20 protein-coding genes are annotated in these 20,709 nt (G+C 71.5%); 13 read left to right on the top strand and 7 right to left on the bottom strand.

Annotated features, from left to right (window positions below):
• The coding region (locus HLK59_RS06815; RefSeq protein WP_171140332.1) for a carboxylesterase family protein at positions 1 to 1,350 on the top strand (1,350 nt) is incomplete at its 5' end.
• Between the two features lie 11 nt (positions 1,351 to 1,361).
• Positions 1,362 to 1,853, top strand: a complete 492-nt coding sequence (locus HLK59_RS06810; protein ID WP_346779662.1) for a carboxymuconolactone decarboxylase family protein — start codon at positions 1,362 to 1,364, stop codon at positions 1,851 to 1,853.
• Here the strand turns inward: HLK59_RS06810 and HLK59_RS06805 are convergent.
• Positions 1,850 to 2,800, bottom strand: a complete 951-nt coding sequence (locus HLK59_RS06805) for an alpha/beta hydrolase (protein ID WP_171140331.1) — start codon at positions 2,798 to 2,800, stop codon at positions 1,850 to 1,852. The two genes, HLK59_RS06810 and HLK59_RS06805, sit on opposite strands and share 4 nt — an antisense overlap.
• A 128-nt stretch (positions 2,801 to 2,928) precedes the next feature.
• Between HLK59_RS06805 and HLK59_RS06800 the strand changes: the two genes are divergently transcribed.
• A complete protein-coding gene (locus HLK59_RS06800) occupies positions 2,929 to 3,675 on the top strand; it encodes a GntR family transcriptional regulator (RefSeq protein ID WP_171140330.1) in 747 nt (248 codons plus the stop codon).
• 21 nt (positions 3,676 to 3,696) lie between these two features.
• On the opposite strand, the gene HLK59_RS06795 is transcribed toward HLK59_RS06800, so the two are convergent.
• On the bottom strand, positions 3,697 to 4,470 hold the full coding sequence (locus HLK59_RS06795; protein WP_171140329.1) for an SDR family oxidoreductase: 774 nt from the start codon (positions 4,468 to 4,470) through the stop codon (positions 3,697 to 3,699).
• Positions 4,471 to 4,778: 308 nt separating this feature from the next.
• Between HLK59_RS06795 and HLK59_RS06790 the strand changes: the two genes are divergently transcribed.
• Positions 4,779 to 6,389 (top strand): cellulase family glycosylhydrolase, encoded by a 1,611-nt coding sequence (locus HLK59_RS06790; protein WP_346779661.1) that lies wholly within the window; start codon positions 4,779 to 4,781, stop codon positions 6,387 to 6,389.
• Between the two features lie 71 nt (positions 6,390 to 6,460).
• Here the strand turns inward: HLK59_RS06790 and HLK59_RS06785 are convergent, their stop codons facing one another.
• A complete protein-coding gene (locus tag HLK59_RS06785) occupies positions 6,461 to 7,243 on the bottom strand; it encodes a DUF899 family protein (protein ID WP_171140327.1) in 783 nt (260 codons plus the stop codon).
• A 306-nt stretch (positions 7,244 to 7,549) separates the two neighbouring features.
• Here HLK59_RS06785 and HLK59_RS06780 point away from each other — a divergent pair, with 306 nt between their 5' ends.
• Entirely contained in the window at positions 7,550 to 8,095 is a 546-nt protein-coding gene (locus HLK59_RS06780) for an AAA family ATPase (RefSeq protein ID WP_171140326.1), read from the top strand.
• Here the strand turns inward: HLK59_RS06780 and HLK59_RS06775 are convergent.
• Positions 8,064 to 9,155 carry a LuxR C-terminal-related transcriptional regulator gene (locus HLK59_RS06775; RefSeq protein WP_346779660.1) on the bottom strand — a complete coding sequence of 364 codons (1,092 nt, stop codon included), beginning with the start codon at positions 9,153 to 9,155 and terminating at the stop codon, positions 8,064 to 8,066. The two genes, HLK59_RS06780 and HLK59_RS06775, sit on opposite strands and share 32 nt — an antisense overlap.
• A gap of 196 nt (positions 9,156 to 9,351) precedes the next feature.
• On the opposite strand from HLK59_RS06775, the gene HLK59_RS06770 reads away from it, so the two are divergent.
• The 5 genes from HLK59_RS06770 to HLK59_RS06750 all read left to right on the top strand — a co-directional run bounded on the left by HLK59_RS06770 (position 9,352) and on the right by HLK59_RS06750 (position 16,281).
• Positions 9,352 to 10,389 carry a sugar ABC transporter substrate-binding protein gene (locus tag HLK59_RS06770; protein WP_171140325.1) on the top strand — a complete coding sequence of 346 codons (1,038 nt, stop codon included), beginning with the start codon at positions 9,352 to 9,354 and terminating at the stop codon, positions 10,387 to 10,389.
• Between the two features lie 8 nt (positions 10,390 to 10,397).
• Entirely contained in the window at positions 10,398 to 11,945 is a 1,548-nt protein-coding gene (locus tag HLK59_RS06765) for a sugar ABC transporter ATP-binding protein (RefSeq protein WP_171140324.1), read from the top strand.
• Positions 11,942 to 12,916, top strand: a complete 975-nt coding sequence (locus tag HLK59_RS06760; RefSeq protein ID WP_171140323.1) for an ABC transporter permease — start codon at positions 11,942 to 11,944, stop codon at positions 12,914 to 12,916. The genes HLK59_RS06765 and HLK59_RS06760 overlap by 4 nt, the downstream gene beginning before the upstream one ends.
• A 34-nt stretch (positions 12,917 to 12,950) precedes the next feature.
• The gene (locus HLK59_RS06755) at positions 12,951 to 14,657 is read left to right on the top strand and encodes an amidohydrolase (RefSeq protein WP_171140322.1); all 1,707 of its coding nucleotides are present in this window, start codon (positions 12,951 to 12,953) and stop codon (positions 14,655 to 14,657) included.
• 103 nt (positions 14,658 to 14,760) lie between these two features.
• Positions 14,761 to 16,281: a carboxylesterase family protein gene (locus HLK59_RS06750; protein ID WP_171140321.1), complete on the top strand. Its 1,521-nt coding sequence runs from the start codon at positions 14,761 to 14,763 to the stop codon at positions 16,279 to 16,281.
• A gap of 15 nt (positions 16,282 to 16,296) precedes the next feature.
• On the opposite strand, the gene ppk2 is transcribed toward HLK59_RS06750, so the two are convergent.
• Positions 16,297 to 17,100, bottom strand: a complete 804-nt coding sequence (ppk2, locus tag HLK59_RS06745) for a polyphosphate kinase 2 (protein WP_171140320.1) — start codon at positions 17,098 to 17,100, stop codon at positions 16,297 to 16,299.
• A gap of 186 nt (positions 17,101 to 17,286) precedes the next feature.
• On the opposite strand from ppk2, the gene HLK59_RS06740 reads away from it, so the two are divergent.
• Positions 17,287 to 18,264, top strand: coding sequence for an ABC transporter substrate-binding protein (locus tag HLK59_RS06740; protein ID WP_171140319.1), 978 nt, complete (start codon positions 17,287 to 17,289; stop codon positions 18,262 to 18,264).
• On the opposite strand, the gene HLK59_RS06735 is transcribed toward HLK59_RS06740, so the two are convergent.
• Positions 18,259 to 18,486, bottom strand: a complete 228-nt coding sequence (locus HLK59_RS06735; protein WP_171140318.1) for a twin-arginine translocase TatA/TatE family subunit — start codon at positions 18,484 to 18,486, stop codon at positions 18,259 to 18,261. The genes HLK59_RS06740 and HLK59_RS06735 overlap by 6 nt on opposite strands.
• A gap of 149 nt (positions 18,487 to 18,635) precedes the next feature.
• On the opposite strand from HLK59_RS06735, the gene HLK59_RS06730 reads away from it, so the two are divergent.
• Both HLK59_RS06730 and HLK59_RS06725 read left to right on the top strand, forming a co-directional pair.
• Positions 18,636 to 19,064, top strand: a complete 429-nt coding sequence (locus HLK59_RS06730; RefSeq protein WP_171140317.1) for a BlaI/MecI/CopY family transcriptional regulator — start codon at positions 18,636 to 18,638, stop codon at positions 19,062 to 19,064.
• Between the two features lie 6 nt (positions 19,065 to 19,070).
• Positions 19,071 to 20,003, top strand: coding sequence for a M56 family metallopeptidase (locus HLK59_RS06725; RefSeq protein WP_171140316.1), 933 nt, complete (start codon positions 19,071 to 19,073; stop codon positions 20,001 to 20,003).
• Between the two features lie 25 nt (positions 20,004 to 20,028).
• Here HLK59_RS06725 and HLK59_RS06720 read toward each other — a convergent pair whose 3' ends face one another.
• Positions 20,029 to 20,484, bottom strand: coding sequence for a TerB family tellurite resistance protein (locus HLK59_RS06720; protein WP_171140315.1), 456 nt, complete (start codon positions 20,482 to 20,484; stop codon positions 20,029 to 20,031).
• Positions 20,485 to 20,709 lie beyond the last annotated feature (225 nt).

Below are 20,709 nucleotides of genomic sequence, written 5' to 3'. Positions count from 1 at the left end.
GTCCGAAGGTGTCGGCCCGCCCCCGCCTGGGACGGCGAACGGCGCGCCGACACCTTCGGACCCGCGCCCCTGCAACCACAGCCGCCCCGCGACTCGATCATGTACCACACCAACTTCGCCGACCGGCGTGCCCTGGTGATGAGCGAGGACTGCCTCTACCTCAACGTCTGGACACCGGACGCCGCCGGGGGACTGCCGGTGATGGTGTGGATCCACGGCGGCGGCAACCGCTACGGCCACGGGGGCCAGGAGATCCACGACGGCACCTCCATGGCCCGCCGCGGCCTGGTCGTCGTCACCCTCAACCACCGGCTCGGCGCCCTCGGCTTCCTCGCCCACCCCGAACTCGCCGCCGAGGACGACACGGGCGCCTCCGGCAACTACGGGCTGCTCGACATCGTCGCCGCCCTGACCTGGGTACGGGAGAACATCGTGGCCTTCGGCGGCGACCCCGACCGGGTCACCCTCGCCGGCAACTCCGCCGGAGCCGCCCACATCTGCCACCTCATGGCCGCACAGCGGGCCAGACCCTTCTTCCGCGCGGCCCTCGCCCAGAGCGCCTCGGGCATCGGCCGCGCCGAGGGACCGCTGCCCGCGCAAGCCGCCGCGCAGAAGCGGGGGCTGCGCTGGGCCGAGGACTTCGGCGACCGGGACATCGCCGCACTGCGCCGCCTCGACGGAGTCGAACTCGTCCTCAAGGGCCACTTCGGACCGGTCGTCGACGGACACCTCCTCACCGAGCCCAGCGACGACGTCTTCGCCTCCGCCCGCCAGCACGCCGTACCCCTCCTGCTCGGCAGCAACCGCGACGAGGGATCCGTGTACGCGTCGCCGGCCGCCCTGCGCCAACTGCCCGTCGAACCCGGCACCGACGAGGTCTACCCCGTACGCGACGCCGACGAGGCCCGGCTCACCGCCCGCCGGTTCACCGGGGAGAGCCGCTTCACCCACCCCGTGTGGCACTGGGCCACGGCCCACCACATCAAGGCCCCCACCTGGCTCTACCGCTTCGAACGCACCCCACCGCTCCCCGCCGACCTGCCCCTGACACCGCCACGCGACGGCCTGCGCTCCTACGGTGTCCATCACACCGCCGAACTCCCGTACACGCTGGACACCCTGGACTGCCGCCCCTGGCCCTGGACGGACACCGACCGTGCCCTGGCCCGCACCATGGCCGAGGCCTGGACCCGCTTCGTCGCGACCGGCGATCCCAACGGGGGAGCCCTCCCGGCCTGGCCCGCCTTCACCGGAACCGAGGCCATGGTCTTCGGGGAAACGGTGGCGGCGGGAACCGTGGAGCGGCTCGACGCCCTGCGACTGCTGGCCCGCTGTCCCCGCCCGCTCTGAAAGGACCGCACGTGGCAAGACTCCCCGACACCGACGGCAGCGGCGAGATCGCCCAGCGCGTCCGCGACCGCCGGGGCGGCACCCTGCGCCCCCTGGACCGCATGCTGCTGCACAGCCCCCAACTCGCCGACGGCTGGAACAGCCTCCTCGGCGCCGTCCGCAGCCGTATGGAACTACCTCCCGACATCAGGGAGCTGGTGGTCCTGCGCATCGCGGTCCTGAACCGGGCCGACTACGAGTGGACGGCCCACGAGGGCGAAGCACGCAGAGCGGGCCTCGCCGACGCCGAACTCACCGAACTGCGCCGCGAGAAGCCCGAGTTGGACGGGCGGCGCCGACGGGTCATCGCCTACACCGACGCGATGACCCGTGACATCCAGGTACCGGACGAGCTCTTCGACGCCCTGCGCGCCGACTTCACCGACGCGGAACTCGTCGAGCTGACGGCGACCGTGGCGGCGTACAACATGGTGTCCCGCTTCCTGGTCGCCCTGGACGTCTAGGACCTACGGCCGTGTCGTCGCATGAAGCGGATCAGCAGCCTGTTCCACGCGTCCGGCTGCTCCCAGTGCGGGTTGTGCCCGGCCTCGGCGACCACATGGGTCTCCACGTCGGCGAGGTGCCGGGCGTTGAGCCGCATGACCGAGGGCGGGCTGTACAGGTCCGCGTCGCCGGTGATGAGCTGGACGGGCAGGTCGATCGTCTCCAGCGCCGCCCAGGTGATCGTGTTCGCCAGCGACTGCGGGAAGGCGTCGGCGGTCCTGGCCCGCTCGTGGATCTCCAGCCAGGCCGCGACCCCGTCCGGGTCACCGCCCCGGTACGAGGGGCCGAGCTCCTTGAACTCGACCGGCATGTCCCCGAACGGGTCCGGCTGCAGCGCGGACGTCAGAGCCAGGTACTCGGCGTCCTGGATGCCCATGATGCTGCCGGAGACGGTGAGGCTGAGGAGGCGGTCGCCGTGGGCGAGCGCGTAGTCGATCGCCAGCGGGCCGCCCGCCGCCGAGCCGTCCACGTGGAAGCGGCCCAGCCCCAGGTGGTCGGCGAGGGCGTCGAGGTCCCCGGAGGCGGTGTCGGCGTCCGCGCGGGTGCCGGCCACCGATCCGTACGCGCCCCGCCGTGAGTAGCCGATGACGCGGAAGCCCGCCCCGGCCAGCACCGGCTGCTGGTACGGCCAGCTCTCGCCGCTGCCCGACCCCGGGTGCAGCAGCACCACCGGCTCGCCGTCGCCGCCGGTGTCCCAGCACCACAGACTGCCGCCCCCGGAGACGGGCACCTGGTACTCGGTCACCGGCACCTGCTCGGGTACCGCGACCGGCTCCCACGGCTCCCGCGTAGGTGACGTGGTGGCCTGGGCCGTGCCCTGCGCGGCGCCCGTCACGGCGAGCGCGGCGAGGGCGCCCGAGACCACGGTGCGTCTGCTGACGGACGCGGCTGTGCGGTCCGGATTCATGGGTCCTCCATTGATCGTTTGTCTGTCGACAGGTGAACGGGGATGGCCGAAAGGGCTTACAGGGGGATGAGATAGTGTCGACACCGTTGAACCGGCTGTGAGCCGTCGCAGGCAGGGAGAGTCGCCGCATGACCGACGATCAGGACACGCACCTGGTACTGGAACGCCTGCTGCGGCTACGGGACCGGCGTGAGCCGTTGGTCGCGCAGATCGCCGAATGGGTCGGCGCGGGCATCATCGAGGGGCGTCTCGAACCGGGACAGGACCTCAACAGCGTCGAGCTGTCCCGCCGGTTCGACACCAGCCGCACGCCCGTCCGCGAGGCGCTGATGCTCCTCGAACAGGAGGGCCTGGTCGAGATGAAGGCCCGCCGCAGGCCGCGGGTCGCGGCCCCCTCCCTCCAGGACATCCGGGACATCTACCAGGTCAGGCGGCAGCTCCTGGCGATGCTCGCGAGCCTGCTGGTCGAGCGCGCCACCGACGCCGAACTGGCCGAACTGCGGGGCCGGGTGGAACGGATGCGCAAGGTCGCCGACTCCGGGGACGTGGACGGCTACTTCTGGGCCCACGTCCAGCTCCAGGAGCGCATGACCGAGGTCGTCGGCAACGCCACCCTGAAGCAGATCCTCGACTCGCTCGCGCTGCGCACCCTGATGCTGCGCCACCTCAGCCTGACCCGCGCCGGGCGCCTCGCCTACAGCATCGACGACCAGGAACGCCTGTTGCAGGCCTGCGAGGAGCGGGACGGGGAGCTGGCGTCGGCGCTGATCGCGGGGGCGACCGTCCGGGCGCTGCGCGCGGTGGAGGAGCAGCTGGAGCAGGACGCGGCCCGCAACCGCAAGCCGGTGCGGAAGCGGGGCGCGGCCGCCTCCTGACGAACGGCCCCCGGGCGGTGGTCACTTGGCGAGGACTCCGCCGTCCACGGGGAAGTTGCCGCCGGTCACCCACGCCGACTCGTCCGACGCCAGATACACCGCGCACCACGCGATGTCCTCGGGGGTGCCGGTCCGCCCCAGCGGAATGCGGGCCAGCAGCGCCTCCCGGGCGGCACCCTCGTGGGCCCCGGCCGACTCGGTGGCGGGGGTGCGGACCATCCCGGGCGAGATGGTGTTGGCGCGGATACCCGACGGCCCGCCCTCCACGGCGAGTTGGCGGGTCAGCCCGAGCACGGCCGACTTGCCCGCACAGTGCGCCACCATGCCGAAGGTCCCGCTGCCGCGGAACGCGTTCACCGAGGCGAAGTTGACGATCGAGCCGCCCCCGGACGCCTCCAGGTGCGGCCAGGCGGCCTGCACGGGCAGGAAGACCACGTCGACCTCGCCCTGGAGCGTGGGCGTCCACTGTCCGTCGAAGTCCATGTCGGCGGCCGTGGCCATGTGCGGGGCGATCGCGCCCGCGGTGACCAGGACGTCCACGCGCCCGTGCCGTGCGGCCGACTCGTCGGCGAAGCGGCGGGCGTCCGCGGGCCGGGTCATGTCGAGCGGGGCGAGCATGTCGACACTCAGCCCGCGATCGGCCGCGAGCTTGCGCGTTCCCTCCGCCGCGTCCGCGTCGATGTCGCAGCCGACGACGGTCGCGCCCTGCTCGGCGAAGAGCAGAGCGCACCCTTGTCCGATGCCGGCGCCCGCGCCGGTGACGAGAGCGACTTTTCCGGAGAGCCTGCCGGTCACGTGGACCCCCTTGTCGAGGCAGTCGTACGAGACCGCGGTACGGCTCGCCCTCCATTCCTAGTGTCGACACTATGGCGCGGTCAAGGGTGAGGGCGTTCGTCATTCCCGATAGTGTCGACAGTCGGGGTGAATTGCAGCCGTGTACGCGCTTTCTATTGACGTGTACTTGGCATGATGGCTTTTATGGGAGCGCTCCCACCCCCTCTTCCCCAGCCTGAGTTTCTTGGCGCTCACTCCCTGGAGTCGCAGTGAGAAGAACAAGAAGCACAACAACAAGCAGAGCGAGAAAGAGCCTCCTCGCGCGTCTGGTGACCGTCCTCCTCGGCCTCGTCGTCCTGGGCGCCCTGTGCCCGGCCGCGGCCCTGGCCCAGGCCGAACCGCCGGGCATCCAGGCCACCGGCCTGCACATCAGCAACGGCAGACTGCTCGAAGGCAACGGCAACGACTTCGTGATGCGGGGCGTCAACCACGCCCACACCTGGTACCCCAACGAGACGCAGTCGCTGGCCGACGTGAAGGCGCTCGGCGCCAACACCGTCCGTGTCGTCCTCGCCGACGGTCACCGCTGGACCGCGAACAGCGCCGCGGACGTCGCCAACGTTGTCAGCCAGTGCAAGGCCAACAAGCTCATCTGCGTCCTGGAGGTGCACGACACCACCGGATACGGCGAGGAAGCCGCGGCCGGTACCCTCGACAAGGCGGCCGACTACTGGATCGGCCTCAAGAGCGTGCTCGCCGGCCAAGAGAACTACATCATCATCAACATCGGCAACGAGCCCTGGGGCAACACCAACCCGGCCGGCTGGACCGACCCCACCATCGCCGCGATCAAGAAGCTGCGCGGCGCCGGATTCGAGCACACGATCATGGTGGACGCGCCCAACTGGGGCCAGGACTGGCAGGGCGTCATGCGCGCCAACGCCCAGTCCGTGTACGCCGCCGACACCACCGGCAACCTGGTCTTCTCGATCCACATGTACAGCGTCTTCGACACGGCGGCGGAGATCACCGACTACCTCAACGCCTTCGTCACCGCCAAACTCCCGCTCGTCATCGGCGAGTTCGGCGGCCCCGCCGACCAGTGGGGCGACCCCGACGAGGACACCATGCTGGCCACCGCCGAGCAGCTCGACCTCGGCTATCTCGCCTGGTCCTGGAGCGGCAACACCGACCCGATCCTCGACCTGTCGATCGGCTTCGACCCCGCTCAGCTGAGCGCCTGGGGCCAGCGCATCTTCAACGGCGTCAACGGCATCGCCCAGACGTCGAAGGAAGCCACCGTCTACGGCGGCGGCACCCCGGGCGACACCCAGGCGCCCACGACCCCCGGCACCCCCAGCGCCTCCGCGGTGACCGCCACCTCGGCGACCCTGACGTGGACCGCCTCGACCGACAACGTGGGCGTCGCCGGATACGACGTGGTGCGGGTGAGCGGCGGCACCGAGACGAAGGTCGCCGCCTCCACCACCAACTCGGTCACGGTCTCCGGCCTCACCGCCGAGACGGCGTACACCTTCGCCGTCTACGCCCGTGACGCGGCAGGCAACCGCTCGTCCCGGTCGGCCACGGTGAACGTGACGACCGACGACACCCCCGCCGGCAACTGCTCCGTCGGCTACCGCGTCGTCGGGGAATGGCCCGGCGGATTCCAGGGCGAGATCACCATCCGCAACACCGGGACGGCCGCCATCAACGGCTGGACCCTCGGCTTCTCCTTCGCCAACGGTCAGACCGTCTCCAACATGTGGGGCGGCACACCCACCCAGAACGGCGCCGCGGTGAGCGTCACCCCGGCGTCCTACACCTCGACCATCCCCGCCGCCGGCTCCGTCACCGTCGGCTTCATCGGCACCAAGGGCACGACCAACACGGCCCCGACCGCGTTCACCCTGAGCGGGAGCACCTGCACGACCGCCTGACCGGTGCACCTGAGCGAGCGACCGGCGGGGGCGCTGCCCCGCCGGTCGACGCGTGTCGTGACGTGCGTCCTTCAGTGGTGGTGCCCGTGCCGGCCGAGGGTCTCCACAGGCGTCGCGCCGGGGCGGGTCCACTGCGGCACCGGGCGGCCGGTCGGGCCCCACGTGGGGTTGCCGTCCGCGTCCGAGCGCCAGGACCAGCACGCGTCGCGCCCCTCGGGCCAGCCCTCCGGGTTGTCCTCCCACGCCTCGCCGCGGCCGTACGGCGTCATGTCGAGCAGACCCATGGCCGCGTTGACCCGTTCGTTGCCGCGGCCCGTCGTGGAGTAGGTGAGGAACACGCGGTCGCCGTCGCGCAGGAAACCGGTGAGGAACCCCATGTCCCCGCCGGCCGGTCCGTCGACGTCCCGCACCGAGTACCAGGGCTGGGTGTACCCCATGAACGCGACGTAGGCGGCCACCTCGTCCCACGGTCCCGTCGTCAGGACCGCGAACGAGACGCCGCGGGCGTGGAGGTACGCGGCGTCCTGGAGATGCCAGGCCGTGGTGGTGCATCCCTCGCACTGCCCTTGGTGCGGGGCGCCGTCGTACCACATGTGCTTGTAGACCACGAGCTCGTCGCGCCCCTGGAACAGGTCGAGGAACGGGACCGGCCCGTCGGCGCCGACGACCTCGACGGCCCCGTCGAACTCGACCATCGGCAGCCGCCGCCGGGCCGCGGCGATGGCGTCCCCCTCACGGGTGTGCGCCTTCTCGCGGACCAGCAACTCCGCACGCGCCGCCTCCCAGGTCCTGAGGTCGACGACCGGCGGCCTGCCGGGGAGGTCGCCGCTCATGCGGGCGGTCGTGTCGGTCATGGTGTCCTCCGTGGTGTCTCGTCCGGGGCAGCGCCGTACGACGTCCCACGACGCTCACGAGCACAGACTCGTGCCCCGGCCGGAACTCATCGCGGGGAGGAGCGGAAGAAGTACGTCACCCGGACGGGACGGTCTCCGGTCCTGCGCGCAGTCACCTACACTGCGGCCACCGGCACGAGTGACGCGGGCGGACTGGGCCTGCCGCGTGCCGTGGGTATGACGGGTGTCTCCGGCAGCTGTGCCGTCGAGGAACCGCCTCCGTCACCGCCCCCACCACTTCCACCATGCACGAGAGGCTTTCGAATCATGCGCCGTTACGTTCTCACCGGCACGCCGGGCGCGGGCAAGACGTCGATCCTGCGCGGCCTGGCCGACCTCGGTCACGTGGTCGTCGAGGAGGCGGCGACCGCGCTCATCGCCGAGGCCCAGGCCCGCGGGGAGGACGAGCCGTGGACTCGGGCGTCCTTCGTCGAGGAGATCGTGGAGCTGCAACGGCGACGGCAGTTGGCGGCCGCGGCCACCGACTCCCCCCAGGTGTACGACCGTTCACCGGTGTGCACCCACGCCCTCGCCCGGTACCTGGGGCAGCCGGTGCCGCCGTCGCTGACCGCGGAGATCGAACGGATCACGACCGAGGCGGTCTACGAGCCCGAGGTGTTCTTCGTCCGCAACCTGGGCTTCTGCGAACCCACCAGCGCCCGCCGGATCAGCTTCGAGGACTCGCTGGAGTTCGAGAAGGTCCACGAGGAGAGCTACCGGGCCTTCGGCTACGAGCTCATCGACGTCCCCGCCGCCGACCTGGCCCGTCGCGTCGCGTCGGTCAGCGCCGCGATCTCGCGCTGCGGCCCGTGAAGGCGTCGGCCTCGACGAAGTGCTCCACGTCGTCCGGCGTGGGCCGCAGCACTCCGTCCCGTACGCACAGCGCCGTCGCCTCGGCGCGCGAGGCGCAGCCGGTCTTGCGCAGGAGGTGCTCGACATGGCTGTGCACGGTCCGCGGCGACAGGAACAGCGCCTGGGCGATGGCCTGGTTCGTCTGTCCCCTCGCGGCCCGGGTGAGCACCTCCAGTTCGCGCGGGCTCAGACCGTACGGCAGTTCCGTGGGCGTCTCGGAGACCAGCACCGCCCGCCGTGTGCGAGGCGACCCCGTCGTGCATCGGTGCAGCACCACCCGGTACCACCTGCGCCCCACCGGCCACAGGAAACGCAGCCGCAGGCCGTCCGAACCCAGGAACGCGCCGACCAGGGAGGCGAACTCGGCGTCCTCCAGCACCTGGGCGTGCCCCCGGCCCGGGAGGCCGACGGCGCCCTCGGCGGTGACGAGGCTGGCGTCCGCCTCGGCGGGCAGGTCGTACAGTTCGCCGACGCGGGCCGTCGGGTCCGCGAGGGTGCCCAGGGCCGGCAGGACCGAGGCGAGCAGGTGGCGGGCCTCGGAGTCGTAGCGGTCCGGCCCCTCGACGGACAGGGTGATCAGACCGACGAGGCGCCCGTGGTGCCGCAGCGCCCCGGACAGCGCGTCGCGGAACCCGGCCGGGCGGACCCGCTCGGCGTAGAACCAGCCGTTGCGGAAGCGCTGCCCGCCGTCGGCCGTGTCCTCGGCGTCCTCGGTGATGGACGGCGGGAGGGACTGCCGTACGACATTGGCGTACCACTGCGTGGCCACGAACTCGGCGGCCAGTGCCTCCGAGGCCACCGCGGTGTAGCCGATGCCCGCGACCTGGACATGGGTCCCCGTGAGGGGATCGATCGTCAGCAGGGTCGCCGCGTCGAGGGGGAGGGCCTCGGCCAGTTCGCGCAGGGCCTGGGCGCAGGCCGAGGCGGTGTCGCGTTCACGGGTGAGCATGCCGATGCGGGTGGCGGCGGCGAGCTGTTGGTGGGTGACCATGCGGGCCTCCGGGAACCCACGACCGAGCATGTCGTTTGGCCCCTAACGATAGGCGGCCGCGGGGCACCGGACAAGGGCTTCGCCGTTTCGTGACGCTCGGACGGGCCGCCCGTCCGCAGTCGGTATTTGTACGGATGGCGGGGCGGGGCGCCCCGGTCTTTCCTGTTCGGCACAGCCGGACGCCCGATTGCCAGTCATCCCGGGCCACATCCCTCGGAGCCCCGCCATGACCAGATTCCCGACACCCGCCCCGGCCTCCCGCCGCCAGTTCCTCGCCCTGTCCGGAGGCGTCACGGCCGCCGCCCTGCTGGGCGCCGCGGGCTGCTCGGCACCCGACGACGGCTCGGCGAGCGGCGCCCAGGCCGCCGGGGCCTCGGCCGGGGCGAGGAAGCTCACGACGATCGGCCTCGACTACCCCTTCACCCAACTCCCGCTCTACTCGACCCTGGTGAAGCTCTCCACCGCCGCGGCGAAGAAGCACGACGTCTCCCTGCGCACGACCAGCGACGCGGGCAGCGCCGACACCCAGGCCACCAACCTCAAGGCATGGGTGGCCCGGAAGGTCCCGGCCATCGTGTCCTTCCCGATGGTCTTCGAGGCCACCGAGTCGATCGCGAAGTCCGCGCTGGACGAAGGGCTGATCTGGGTCACGTACGGCGGAACCCTGGAACACCAGAGCGCGGACATCCAGTTCAGCTTCCTCGAAGGCGGCACACTGCTCGGACAGGCGGCCGCCCGGTGGGCCGACGAACACCTCGGCGGCAAGGGCAAGATCGCGTTCCTGACGGACAGCACCATCCAACTGGGCCGCGAACGCACCAAAGGCATGATCGACGCGTTCACCAAGGCCGCGCCCGGCGTCGACGTGGTCGCGCAGGAGCAGGCCATCGACCCCGACACCGGGCTGTCGAAGACCCGAGCCGTCCTCGCCAAGCACCCCGACCTCAACATCGTCCTGGGCGTGACGGACGCCGCGGCCTACGGCGGCTTCAAGGCGCTCCAGCAGACAGGTCGCAAGGCGGCCGACGCCAAGACCTTCGTCGGCGGCCAGGACGGCTCCGCCCCCTCCCTCCTCGCCATCAAGCAGGGCACCTTCTACCGTGCCTCGGCAGCCCTCGCCCCGCGGGACATCGCCGACGCCATCGTGGACGTGCCCCTCGCGGTCGCCGCCGGCAAGGCGAACCCCGGCGCCCAGGTGCCGATCGCACTCGTCCAGCGCGCCGACACCGCGAAGATCGACGCGCTGCTCGCCCAGAACTCCTAGGCCCCGCCATGACCGAACCGACCCTCCGCATCCGCGGCCTCACCAAGTCCTTCGGCGGCGTCAGAGCCCTCGACGACGTGGACCTCACCGTCCCGGCCGGACAGGTCCACGCCCTCCTCGGCCACAACGGCGCCGGCAAGTCCACCCTCATCAAATGCCTCGGCGGCGCCTTCTCGCCGGACGCCGGCACGATCGAGGTGGCCGGAACCCCGTACCCCCGACTGTCCCCACGCGAGTCCATCGCCGCCGGCGTCGCGATCATCTACCAGACCCTCAGCGTCGTCGACTCCCTCACCGTGGCCGAGAACATCTTCCTCGGCCAGGAATGGACCCGCTACGCAACCGTCCACCGCCGCGCCCAGGACGAGGTGGCGGCCGGCCTCCTGGAACGCGTCGCGGCGACCTGCTCCCCACGCGACCGCCTCAGTGAACTCCCCATGGGTCAGCGTCAGTTGGTGGAGATAGCCAAGGCCCTGAGCCGCAGCGCCTCGATACTGGTCCTGGACGAGCCGACGGCGGCCCTCTCCGGCGCCGAGAGCGACGCGCTGGCCGAGCGGGTGGAGGACCTGCGGGCCCAGGGATTGGCGATCGTGTACGTGACCCATCTGCTGGGCGAGGTAGAACGACTGGCGGACGCGGTCACGGTTCTGAGAGACGGCCGGGTAACCCACCAGTCGTCGGGCCCGGGACAGTCACGGCACGATCTGATCACCGCGATCACCCACCAACCCAAGGGGCGCGGGGAACGGCGCGACCAGCCGCATACAACCGTGAAGTCGCCCGCGAACACACAGTCCCCACCCCTTGGGCGAACCGCTCTCAAGCTGAACGCTCTGTCAGGCCCCGGCTTCGGCCCCATCGACCTCACCGTCGCCGAAGGCGAGATCGTAGGCCTCTACGGCCTGATCGGCTCCGGCCGCACCCGCATCCTGGAGACCCTCTACGGCAGACGCCCCGCCTCGGCCGGAACGGCTCAGGTGGGCGAGCGGCCCGTCACCGCCGCCCGTCCCGCCGACGCCCTCGCCGCAGGCATCGCCCTGGTACCCGCGGACCGTCGCGGACAGGGCCTGTTCCCGTCACTGAGCGCCCAGGACAACACCCTGCTCCCGTCGATCCGCACACTCGCCCGGCACGGAGTGCGATCCCGACGTACGGAACAGCGGGTGTTCGCCGCCCTGGCCGACGCCGTAGGGCTGCGTCCCGCGCGACCACACCTCCCCGCCACCGCCTTCTCCGGCGGCAACCAGCAGAAACTCGTCCTGGGCCGCTGGATCCACGAGGCACGCGACGTCGACGTCCTGCTCCTCGACGAACCCACCCAGGGCGTCGATGTCGGCGCGCGCCACGAGATCTATCAGGTGGTCTCGGGCCTCGCCGAACAGCAGGGCACCGCCGTCCTGTTCGCCTCCAGCGACCCCGAGGAAGTCGTCGCCCTCGCCCACCGCTGCCTGATCGTCTCCGCCGGCCGGATCGTCGGCGAACTCTCCGGCCCGCGGCTCACCGAGGCCGCACTGCTCGCGGCCGTCCACGACCTCACCTCGCAAGGAGCAGCATGACCACCGCCCTGCCCCTGCCCCGCACCCTCGCGGGCGGCGGCCTGAACGCCCTACGGCGGCAGCCGCTCCTCGTCGTCCTGACGCTCATGGTGCTGGTCTTCCAGCTGACCACCGGCAGCTTCCTGGACGCCGGCAACCTGCGCGGGATCGCCACTGACGCCGCCACCCTCGCCATCGTGGCCGTGCCGCTCGCGCTGCTCGTCATCAGCGGCTACCTCGACCTGTCCGTCGGTTCCACCCTCGCCCTGGGCGGGCTGGTGGGGGGCTGGCTCGCCGGTCAGCAGCACCAGTCACCGGTCGTCGCCGTGCTCGGCGCGCTGGCGGTGGGCGCGGCGGTGGGTGCGGTGAACGGCATCCTGTGCTGCTACCTGGGTCTGTCGGCGTTCATCGTGACGCTGGGCATGCTGACCGCGGTACGCGGACTGGCCCAGCAGCTCTTCCCGCTGCCGCTGAGCAGCTTCGGGTCCGGGTTCGCCTGGCTCGGCGGATCACGGATCGCCGGGATCGACGCGCCGGTCGTCCTCGCCGCGCTCGTGCTGGTGGCGGGCGCGGCGTTCCTGGCGCTCACCCCGGGCGGGCGGCATGTGTTCGCCATCGGGGTCAACCGGGAGGCCGCCTACCTCTCCGGGATCAATGTCCGCCGGATGCCGTTCGCGTTGTTCGTCGTCACCGGGGTCGCCGCGGCCCTGGCCGGCGCCATCAAGGCGTCGGTCCTGGACAGCGCGGTCGCCGGTACCTCCGGCGCCGGATTCGAGCTGACCGTGCTCACCGCCGTACTGCTCGGCGGAGTCGCCCTCACCGGCGGATCGGGCTCAGTTTTCGGCGTACTCCTCGGCGTGCTCTTCCTCGGTAGCCTCCAGAACGGGCTGACCCTGTTGAACGTGCCCGCCTTCTGGCAGCAGATGGCTCAGGGCACCGCCCTGGTGGCGGGCGCCGCCCTCGCCTGCTTCGGACCGCGGGCGACGCGGTGACACCCCACAACTCCCGAACCCCGAGAGGAATCGCGTGAGCGACAGCGACCCGACCCTGATCCTGACCGGTGGCCAAGTCATCACCGTCGACGCGGACTTCGGCGTCACCGAAGGCGTGGCCGTGCGCGGGCGGGACATCGTGGCCGTCGGCAGCGACGCCGAGATGCGCGCCCTGGCCGGCCCCGGCACCCGGATCGTCGAACTCGGCGGCCGCAGTGTCCTGCCCGGTATCAACGACTCCCATCTGCACGGGGCGGCGTACGGACTGACGAAGCCGCCGTTCGCCCTCGACGTCGGTCATCCGACGGTCGCGTCGATCGCCGACGTCGTCGCCGTGATCGGGCAGGCGGTGGGGGAGGCCCGGCCCGGTGAGTGGATCGTCGGGCTCGGCTGGGACCCGGGTTATCTCGCGGAGTGCCTCGCGGATCCGCGCCGCTTTCCGCACCGCCGGGACCTGGACGCGGTCGCGCCGGACCACCCGGTCTGTCTGACGGACTTCTCCTCGCACATGGTGTGGGCCAACAGCGAGGCGCTGCGCCGCTGCGGCATCGACGCGCACAGCGGGGAACCGGCGGGCGGTGTCATCGACCGCGACCCCGACGGTTGGCCCACCGGCATCCTGCGCGAGACGGCCCAGCGGCTCGTCCAGGCCGCGCTGCCCAGCCCGACCGTGGCCCAGCGCCGCGAGGCGATCGGGACGGTGATCCGTGAACTCCACACCCGCGGCATCACCAGCTACACCGAGCCCGGTCTCGGCCCCGGCGGCACCACCTCGCTGTTCGGCGGACTGAGTACCGACAACTGGACGGCGTACGCCCAACTCGCCGACGAGAACGCCCTGGACGCCCGGGTCAGTGTCCTCCTGCTCCCCGCCCCCATGGGCGGCTCCGCCGACGACGTACGCAAGGGGCTGGCCGAGCTGCGACGCCCCGCGTCCGCGGACGAACGGCTGCTGCGCGCCATCGGGGTCAAGATCTTCGCCGACGGAGTCCCGCCGAACCGTACGGCCTGGATGAACGAGCCCTACGCGGACGGCGGCCACGGCGCCCTGTGCGTGCACGGTGACACCCCGGCCCTCCGGGCCGGCGAGCTGCGCGAGATGATCCGGGTCGCGCACGAGGCCGGGTACCAGCTCGGCGTGCACGTGACCGGTGACCGGGCCATCGACGAGGTCGTCGACGCCTTCGTCGCCGCGAACGAGGCGGCGCCCCGACCGGAGGCGCGGCACTACGTCATCCACGGCGACTTCGTCGGCCCCGCGAGCCTCGCCGCGCTCGCCGCGCACGGCTACGGCGTCAACATGAACCCCGGTATCAAATGGACCATCTCCGACCTGATGGACGAGGTCGTCGGCCCCGAGCGCTCCGCCTACCAGTGGCCCGTACGCTCCGCCCTCGACGCCGGGGTCACGGTCTGCGCCAGTTCCGACGCGCCGATCACGGAACCCGACTGGCGTCAGGGGGTCGCCGCGATGATGCTCCGGGAGTCCAAGGCCAGCGGCCGGGCCAGCGGTCCCGAGCAGTGCGTACCGCTCGCCGACGCCCTGCGCGCGTACACGATCAGTCCGGCCCGCCAGGACTTCGCCGAGAAGTGGAAGGGGTCGATCGAGGTCGGCAAGGTCGCCGACCTGTGCGTCCTGGACCGGCCGCTGCTGGAGCTGGACCCGCACGACATCACGGATGTACAGGTGGATCTGACGGTGTTCGACGGACGCGTGGTCCACGAGCGGGGCGCGCGCTGAGTGCCGGACCCCGCGACTTTACGAGGTGGGGGGTGTTCTCTGTTCGCGTGGTGGACTAGTTTTCACTCTCGTACGGACTGGTTGATCCCCTGAGGAGTCGTCGATGAGCGCAAGCGAGCATCCGGAGGCCGCGACGGCGGCGGGTACCGTGCGGGGCCGGAGGGAGGGGGAGCTGGCGGTGTTCCGCGGGGTTCCCTACGCGCGGCCGCCCGTGGGCGAGGCCCGCTTCGCGGCTCCGCGCCCGGTGGAGCGCTGGGACGGTGTGCGGGAGGCCTTCGCGTTCGGTCCGCCTCCTCCGCAGGAGCCGATCGGCCCCGAGTTTCCCGGGAACCCCGCGGCCGGTGACGACTGGCTGACCGTGAACGTCTGGACCCCGGACGCGGACCCGGCGGCACGCCGTCCGGTGATGGTGTGGATCTACGGGGGCGCCTACAAGTTCGGTTCCTCCGACGACCCCGCCTATGACGGGGGCCGGCTCTCCCGCGAGGGCGGGCTCGTCGTGGTCACCCTCAACTACCGGGTCGGCATCGAGGGCTTCCTGCGGATCGAGGGCGCTCCCGCGAACCGGGGCCTGCTCGACCAGGTCGCGGCGCTGGAGTGGGTGCGCGAGAACATCGCCGCCTTCGGCGGAGACCCGGACCAGGTCACCGTCTTCGGAGAGTCGGCCGGCGCCGGGTCCATCGCCGCTCTGCTCGCGATGCCACGGGCGCGGGGCCTGTTCCGGCGGGCCATCGCACAGAGCGTGCCGGGCACGTACTTCTCGGACGCGCTCGCCGCCGACATCGCCCAGGCCCTGGCCGCGGAGGTCGGTCTGCGGCCCACCGTGGCCGACCTCGCCGGGGTGGACCCGCGCAAGCTGCCCGAGGCGGGGGCCGCACTGACCGGCCGTATGCGGGAACACGTGCCTCGCTGGGGCGCGGTCGCCCTCACCCCCACCCCCTTCTCGCCCGTCGTCGACGGCGAGGTCCTGCCCACCGCGCCCTGGGAGGCCCTGGCGAACGGCGCCGCCCGTGACGTGGAGCTGATCGCCGGACACAACAGGGACGAGTACCGCCTCTTCCTCCTGCTCGGCGGGCTGCTCGGCCGGGTGGACGACGGGCTGGCCGCACTGGCCCTGAGCCTGTTCGGTCCGACACCGGACGCCGAGCGGGCCTACCGGGCGGCCTTCCCCGACGCCTCCACGGAGTACCTGTTCGAGCTCGTGCAGTCCGACTGGCTGTTCCGGATGCCCTCACTGCGTCTGGCCGAGGCCCACGTGGCCGGCGGCGGCCGGGCGCACGTCTACGACCTCACCTGGTCCGCCCCCGCGAACGGCGGCGCGCTCGGTGCCTGCCACGGACTGGACGTACCCCTGACCTTCGGCGTGTACGACGGCAACGGTCTCGGCACCATGCTGATCGGACCCACTCCCACGCCCGAGACCGAGATCCTCTCCACCCACATCCGGTCCTCCTGGACCGCGTTCGCCACGACGGGCGACCCGGGCTGGCCCGCCTACGACCCCGAGCACCGTCTGGTCCGGCTCCTCGACGCCGAGCCCACGGTCGCCGCCTACCCGGAGGAGGCCTCGCGCCGGCTGTGGGAGCGGCACACCTTCACCGCGCTGCCCCTGACGACGGCGTAGCCCCACCCGCGTAGGTCACAGGCGTGCCGCGTGGTCGGGGACGTAGGTCTGAAGATCGCGCGGCGTGCGCTGGTAGCCGGTCGACGCCGGGCGCTCGGGGAGCTCCAGCACCGGCGGCGGCACCTCGTGATACGGCACCGAGCTCAGCAGATGGGCGATCGTGTTCAGCCGGGCCCGGCGCTTGTCGTCGCTCTCCACCACGGACCACGGGGCCTCGGCGATGTCGGTGTGCACCATCATCTCGTCCTTGGCCCGCGAGTACGCCTCCCAGCGGGTGATCGACTCCAGGTCCATCGGGGACAGCTTCCAGCGCCGCAGCGGATCCTCCAGCCGGCGCCGGAAGCGCTCCTGCTGCTCGGTGTCGCTCACCGAGAACCAGTACTTGTGCAGCAGGATGCCGTCCTCGACCAGCATCCGCTCGAAGACGGGGCACTGGCGCAGGAAGAGCTGGTACTCCTCCTTCGTGCAGAAGCCCATCACGTGCTCGACCCCGGCCCGGTTGTACCAGGACCGGTCGAACAGCACGATCTCCCCGGCGGCCGGCAGCTGCTCGACGTAGCGCTGGAAGTACCACTGACCGCGCTCGCGCTCGGTCGGCTTGGGCAGTGCGGCGATCCGCGCCACGCGGGGGTTGAGATGTTCGGACACCCGTTTGATGGTGCCGCCCTTGCCCGCCGCGTCGCGTCCCTCGAAGACGACGACCAGCCGGGCCCCCGTGGCTCGCACCCACTCCTGCAGTTTCACCAACTCCGTCTGCAGGCGCAGCAGTTCCTTCTCGTACACCTTGCGCGGAAGCTTCTCCGCCTTCTCGCCGACCATGCCAGCACCGTACTGTCCGGGCGGTGACCGCGCATCGTGGACGCAGCCTTGTCCGGAGTACTGACAGTGCGAAGTGTGGCGTGTAGATTGCGGCCGTCACGAAAATGCACAAAATAAGCCGGGCTGTCGAGCCGCACCAGGACAGCCGTGGTCTCTTCCCCCACCCCTTCCCCCCAGGAGGAGCCCATGCACAGACGCGTACTCGGGCTTGGCGCAGCGCTGATCACCGTCATCGGTGTGGCCGGATGCGGATCCTCGGACTCGGGGACGAGCGGGTCGTCGTCCCCGGGAGGCGGCGGGACCACGACGGTCAAGGTCGGCATCGTTCCGATCGTCGACGTCGCCCCGCTCTATCTGGGGCAGAAGAAGGGCTTCTTCAGCAGCCGCGGCATCAAGCTGGAGATGGTTCCGGCCCAGGGTGGCGCCGCGATCGTTCCGGGTGTGGTGAGCGGTCAGTTCAAGTTCGGGTTCAGCAACACGACCTCGCTGATGGTCGCCCAGGTCAAGGGAGTTCCGGTCAAGTCCGTCGTCAACGGGGCGGCCTCCAACGGCAAGGTCGGCGGCGACGTCACCGCCGTGATGGTGAAGAAGGACAGCCCCGTCAAGACGGCCAAGGACCTCGCCGGACGGACGGTGGCCGTGAACACGCTCCAGAACATCGGCGACACCACCGTGCGCGAGTCGGTGCGCAAGGCCGGCGGCGACCCCTCCGCGGTCAAGTTCGTCGAGATCCCCTTCGACCAGATGCCCGCCGCCGTGGACGACGGCCGGGTCGACGCGGCCTGGATGGGCGAGCCCGCGCAGACGGTCGCCAAGGCGCAGGGTGCCCGCGTCGTGGCCTCACCGTTCGCCGAGACGGACCCCCGGCTCACCGTGGCGACCTACTTCACCTCGACGCAGTTCGCACAGCAGAACCCGGACCTGGTGAAGAAGTTCGCCGAAGCCACGACCGAGTCGCTCGAGTACGCCTCCGCCCACCCGGACGAGGCCCGCCAGACCCTCACGAGCTACACCAAGATCAGCGGCGACGTACTGAAGAACCTCATCCTCCCCAGCTGGCCGGCCGACGTCGACATGGCCTCCCTGGAGAAGCTGGCCTCGCTCAGCGAGGAGGACGGCCTGTTCGGCGGCAAGAAGCCGGACCTGGACGCCCTGTTCTCATGACCGGGCCGTGCCGTCGTCCTGGGGGCGAGGCGGGACGATCTCGCCCTGAATCACCTGAGGGGTCGCGGGTTCCTCGGCGGAACCGTCCTGCGCGGCGTTCTTCTCCGCCTTCAGGATGCGCGCCGACTTGCCCGCCGAGCGGGCCAGTTCGGGGAGCTTCCTGGCCGCCAGGACGGCGACGACGACGATGAGGAGGATGGCGAGCTCGCTCAGTCCGAACATGGGGATCCCTCCGGATCAGACGGTGACGCCGAAGTCGGAGGCGATCCCGGCCAGGCGGGCAGCGTACCCTTGCCCGGCCGCACGGAGCCGCCCGGTGTCCCTACCATGGACCGCCTGTGAGGTGCGTGGCAGCGGAAGGGAGACAGGACGTGACGGATCACCGACGGCCCCGGCGGGGGCAGGGCGAGCTGGAGGCGCAGGTCCTGTCGGCCCTGCGCGAGGCCGACGGTCCGGCGACGGCGGGCTGGGTGCAGGAGCGGCTCGGCGCGGGCCTCGCCTATACGACGGTGATCACGATCCTGACCCGGCTGCTGGCCAAGGCCGCGGTGACCCGGGAGCGCTCGGGCCGGTCCTTCGTCTGGACACCGGTGTCGGACCAGGCGGGTCTGGCCGCCCACAAGATGCGCAAGCTCCTGGACGGCGAGAGCGACCGCGAGGCGGTCCTCGCCAGCTTCGTCACCTCGCTCGATCCGGACGACGAGAAGCTGCTGCGTGACCTGCTGGGGCAGGCGAGGGGCGAAGGGGACATGAGCGCGGGGGACATGGGCGAGGACCCCGAGGACGAAGGGGACGTCTGACTTCTCATGGGAGTGTTCGTCTTCCTTCCGCTGGTGCTGCCCTTGACGGCCTGGCCGATCGCGCGGCTCGCGGAACAGCATCTGCATCCGCGCGTCGCCACCCGCCTGCTGACGGGCGTGGCCGGGGTGATGGCGCTGTGCAGCACCGTCTGTCTGGGGCTGCTGATGGTGGTCGGCACGGCGCAGCTGCCGGGCAACCCCCTGCCCGACGGCTGGTCGGACCCCGAGGTGCGCGAGGCCGTCCCCTACGACGAGGTGGCCGGCAAGGCGGCCATCCCGGCCCTGCTGGCCGTCGCCGTGCTGTGCGGGCGGGCGCTGTGGCGACATGCCCAGGTGCGGCGGCGCGCCCATCGGGCACTGGTCGGACTGCCCGGCACGGAGGTCGCGGTGCTGCCCGACCCTGAGCCGTACGCGTACGCGCTGCCCGGCGGGGCCCGTGACCGCATCGTGGTGAGCGCGGCCCTGCTGTCGAGTCTCCGGCCCGCCGAGCGGCGTGCCCTGTTCGCCCATGAGCGCGTGCACCTGGCCGCCCGCCATCACCGGTTCCTGCTCGTCGCCGAGCTCGCGGCGCGCGCCAACCCTTTTCTGCGTCCGCTGCGCACGGCGGTCGCGTACACCACGGAGCGCTGGGCGGACGAGGAGGCGGCGCGGGTCGTCGGCGACCGCCGCACCGTGGCACGCGCGATCGGCAAGGCGGCGCTGGTCTCCCGCGGCACCCCTGTGCCCACACTCGCGGGCTTCGCGCTGCCCGGACCGGTGCCCCGGCGGGTGGCGGCCCTGCTGGCGCCCGCTCCCGCCGGCCGGAGCTGGCCGTCGGTGTTCACCGCGGTCGGGATGGCGGCCTGGGCGGCCGCCGCGGGCACGGCGGTCTCCGCGCTGTCGTCCGCCAACTCCGCGGTGACGATGATCGTCATCCTGCGCGCGGCGACACCGCTGTGACGGCGCCGCCGCGTGCTCTCCTCGCTCAGAGGTCGAACTCGTGCGGCGGCAGGTCGAGTGCGAAACACGCCTCGCGTACGACGGCCTGCTCGGTCTTGTCGAAGTCGCCGTCGGCGCCGCCGATGACGATGCCGATCTGGACCACGGCACGCGCCTCGGCGGGCTTCTTCTTCGCCTTGCCGATCTCCTGGAGGACGCTCACCTTGCCGAAGGCGAAGTCGGCGGTCAGCTTGTCGATGTTGGCGTCGAAGCGGCGCTGGAGATCCATGGCGTCGAAGTTCTGCAACACCTCGTTGGTGGCGATCAGCTGGGCCACCCGCTGGCGCTCCGAGGGATCGACGGTGCCGTCCGCGGCGGCGACCAGCGCGCACATCGCCATGCTCGCGTCGCGGAAGGCGCCGCTCTTGAGATCGTTCTTCTTCGCCACGAGCTGGGTCTGCATCGTCGACGCGGACTCCTTGAACCGGTCCCACAGGGCCATGACTACTCCAAAAGGTCGGTCGGGGCCCGGCCCGCTCCGGCGGCGATCCGGGCACCCCGTAATATCTACAGCAACGTAGAAACTAGCGGCCGGGGCGATAAGTTCCACCGATCCGGAAGGAACTCGACTCCCGCCCCGCTCGTTCACGCACCGCACACCGACTGAAGGAGCAAGGCTTGTCCGCCACCATGACGGACTCCCCGGGGCACGCCCCCTCTCGATCGA

Source organism: Streptomyces sp. S3(2020) (assembly GCF_013044505.1).
Classification (GTDB): Bacteria; Actinomycetota; Actinomycetes; order Streptomycetales; family Streptomycetaceae; genus Streptomyces.
This window is presented reverse-complemented; position numbering and strand designations above follow the sequence as displayed.

What these genes read in the sequence shown, in the direction of transcription:
- HLK59_RS06720 (WP_171140315.1), bottom strand. Translation starts at nt 20,484, where the DNA reads ATGGCCCTGTGGGACCGGTTCAAGGAGTCCGCGTCGACGATGCAGACC.
- HLK59_RS06800 (WP_171140330.1), top strand. Translation starts at nt 2,929, where the DNA reads ATGACCGACGATCAGGACACGCACCTGGTACTGGAACGCCTGCTGCGG.
- HLK59_RS06735 (WP_171140318.1), bottom strand. Translation starts at nt 18,486, where the DNA reads ATGTTCGGACTGAGCGAGCTCGCCATCCTCCTCATCGTCGTCGTCGCC.
- ppk2 (WP_171140320.1), bottom strand. Translation starts at nt 17,100, where the DNA reads ATGGTCGGCGAGAAGGCGGAGAAGCTTCCGCGCAAGGTGTACGAGAAG.
- HLK59_RS06780 (WP_171140326.1), top strand. Translation starts at nt 7,550, where the DNA reads ATGCGCCGTTACGTTCTCACCGGCACGCCGGGCGCGGGCAAGACGTCG.
- HLK59_RS06750 (WP_171140321.1), top strand. Translation starts at nt 14,761, where the DNA reads ATGAGCGCAAGCGAGCATCCGGAGGCCGCGACGGCGGCGGGTACCGTG.
- HLK59_RS06770 (WP_171140325.1), top strand. Translation starts at nt 9,352, where the DNA reads ATGACCAGATTCCCGACACCCGCCCCGGCCTCCCGCCGCCAGTTCCTC.
- HLK59_RS06775 (WP_346779660.1), bottom strand. Translation starts at nt 9,155, where the DNA reads ATGCTCGGTCGTGGGTTCCCGGAGGCCCGCATGGTCACCCACCAACAG.
- HLK59_RS06740 (WP_171140319.1), top strand. Translation starts at nt 17,287, where the DNA reads ATGCACAGACGCGTACTCGGGCTTGGCGCAGCGCTGATCACCGTCATC.
- HLK59_RS06785 (WP_171140327.1), bottom strand. Translation starts at nt 7,243, where the DNA reads ATGACCGACACGACCGCCCGCATGAGCGGCGACCTCCCCGGCAGGCCG.
- HLK59_RS06725 (WP_171140316.1), top strand. Translation starts at nt 19,071, where the DNA reads ATGGGAGTGTTCGTCTTCCTTCCGCTGGTGCTGCCCTTGACGGCCTGG.
- HLK59_RS06805 (WP_171140331.1), bottom strand. Translation starts at nt 2,800, where the DNA reads ATGAATCCGGACCGCACAGCCGCGTCCGTCAGCAGACGCACCGTGGTC.
- HLK59_RS06760 (WP_171140323.1), top strand. Translation starts at nt 11,942, where the DNA reads ATGACCACCGCCCTGCCCCTGCCCCGCACCCTCGCGGGCGGCGGCCTG.
- HLK59_RS06765 (WP_171140324.1), top strand. Translation starts at nt 10,398, where the DNA reads ATGACCGAACCGACCCTCCGCATCCGCGGCCTCACCAAGTCCTTCGGC.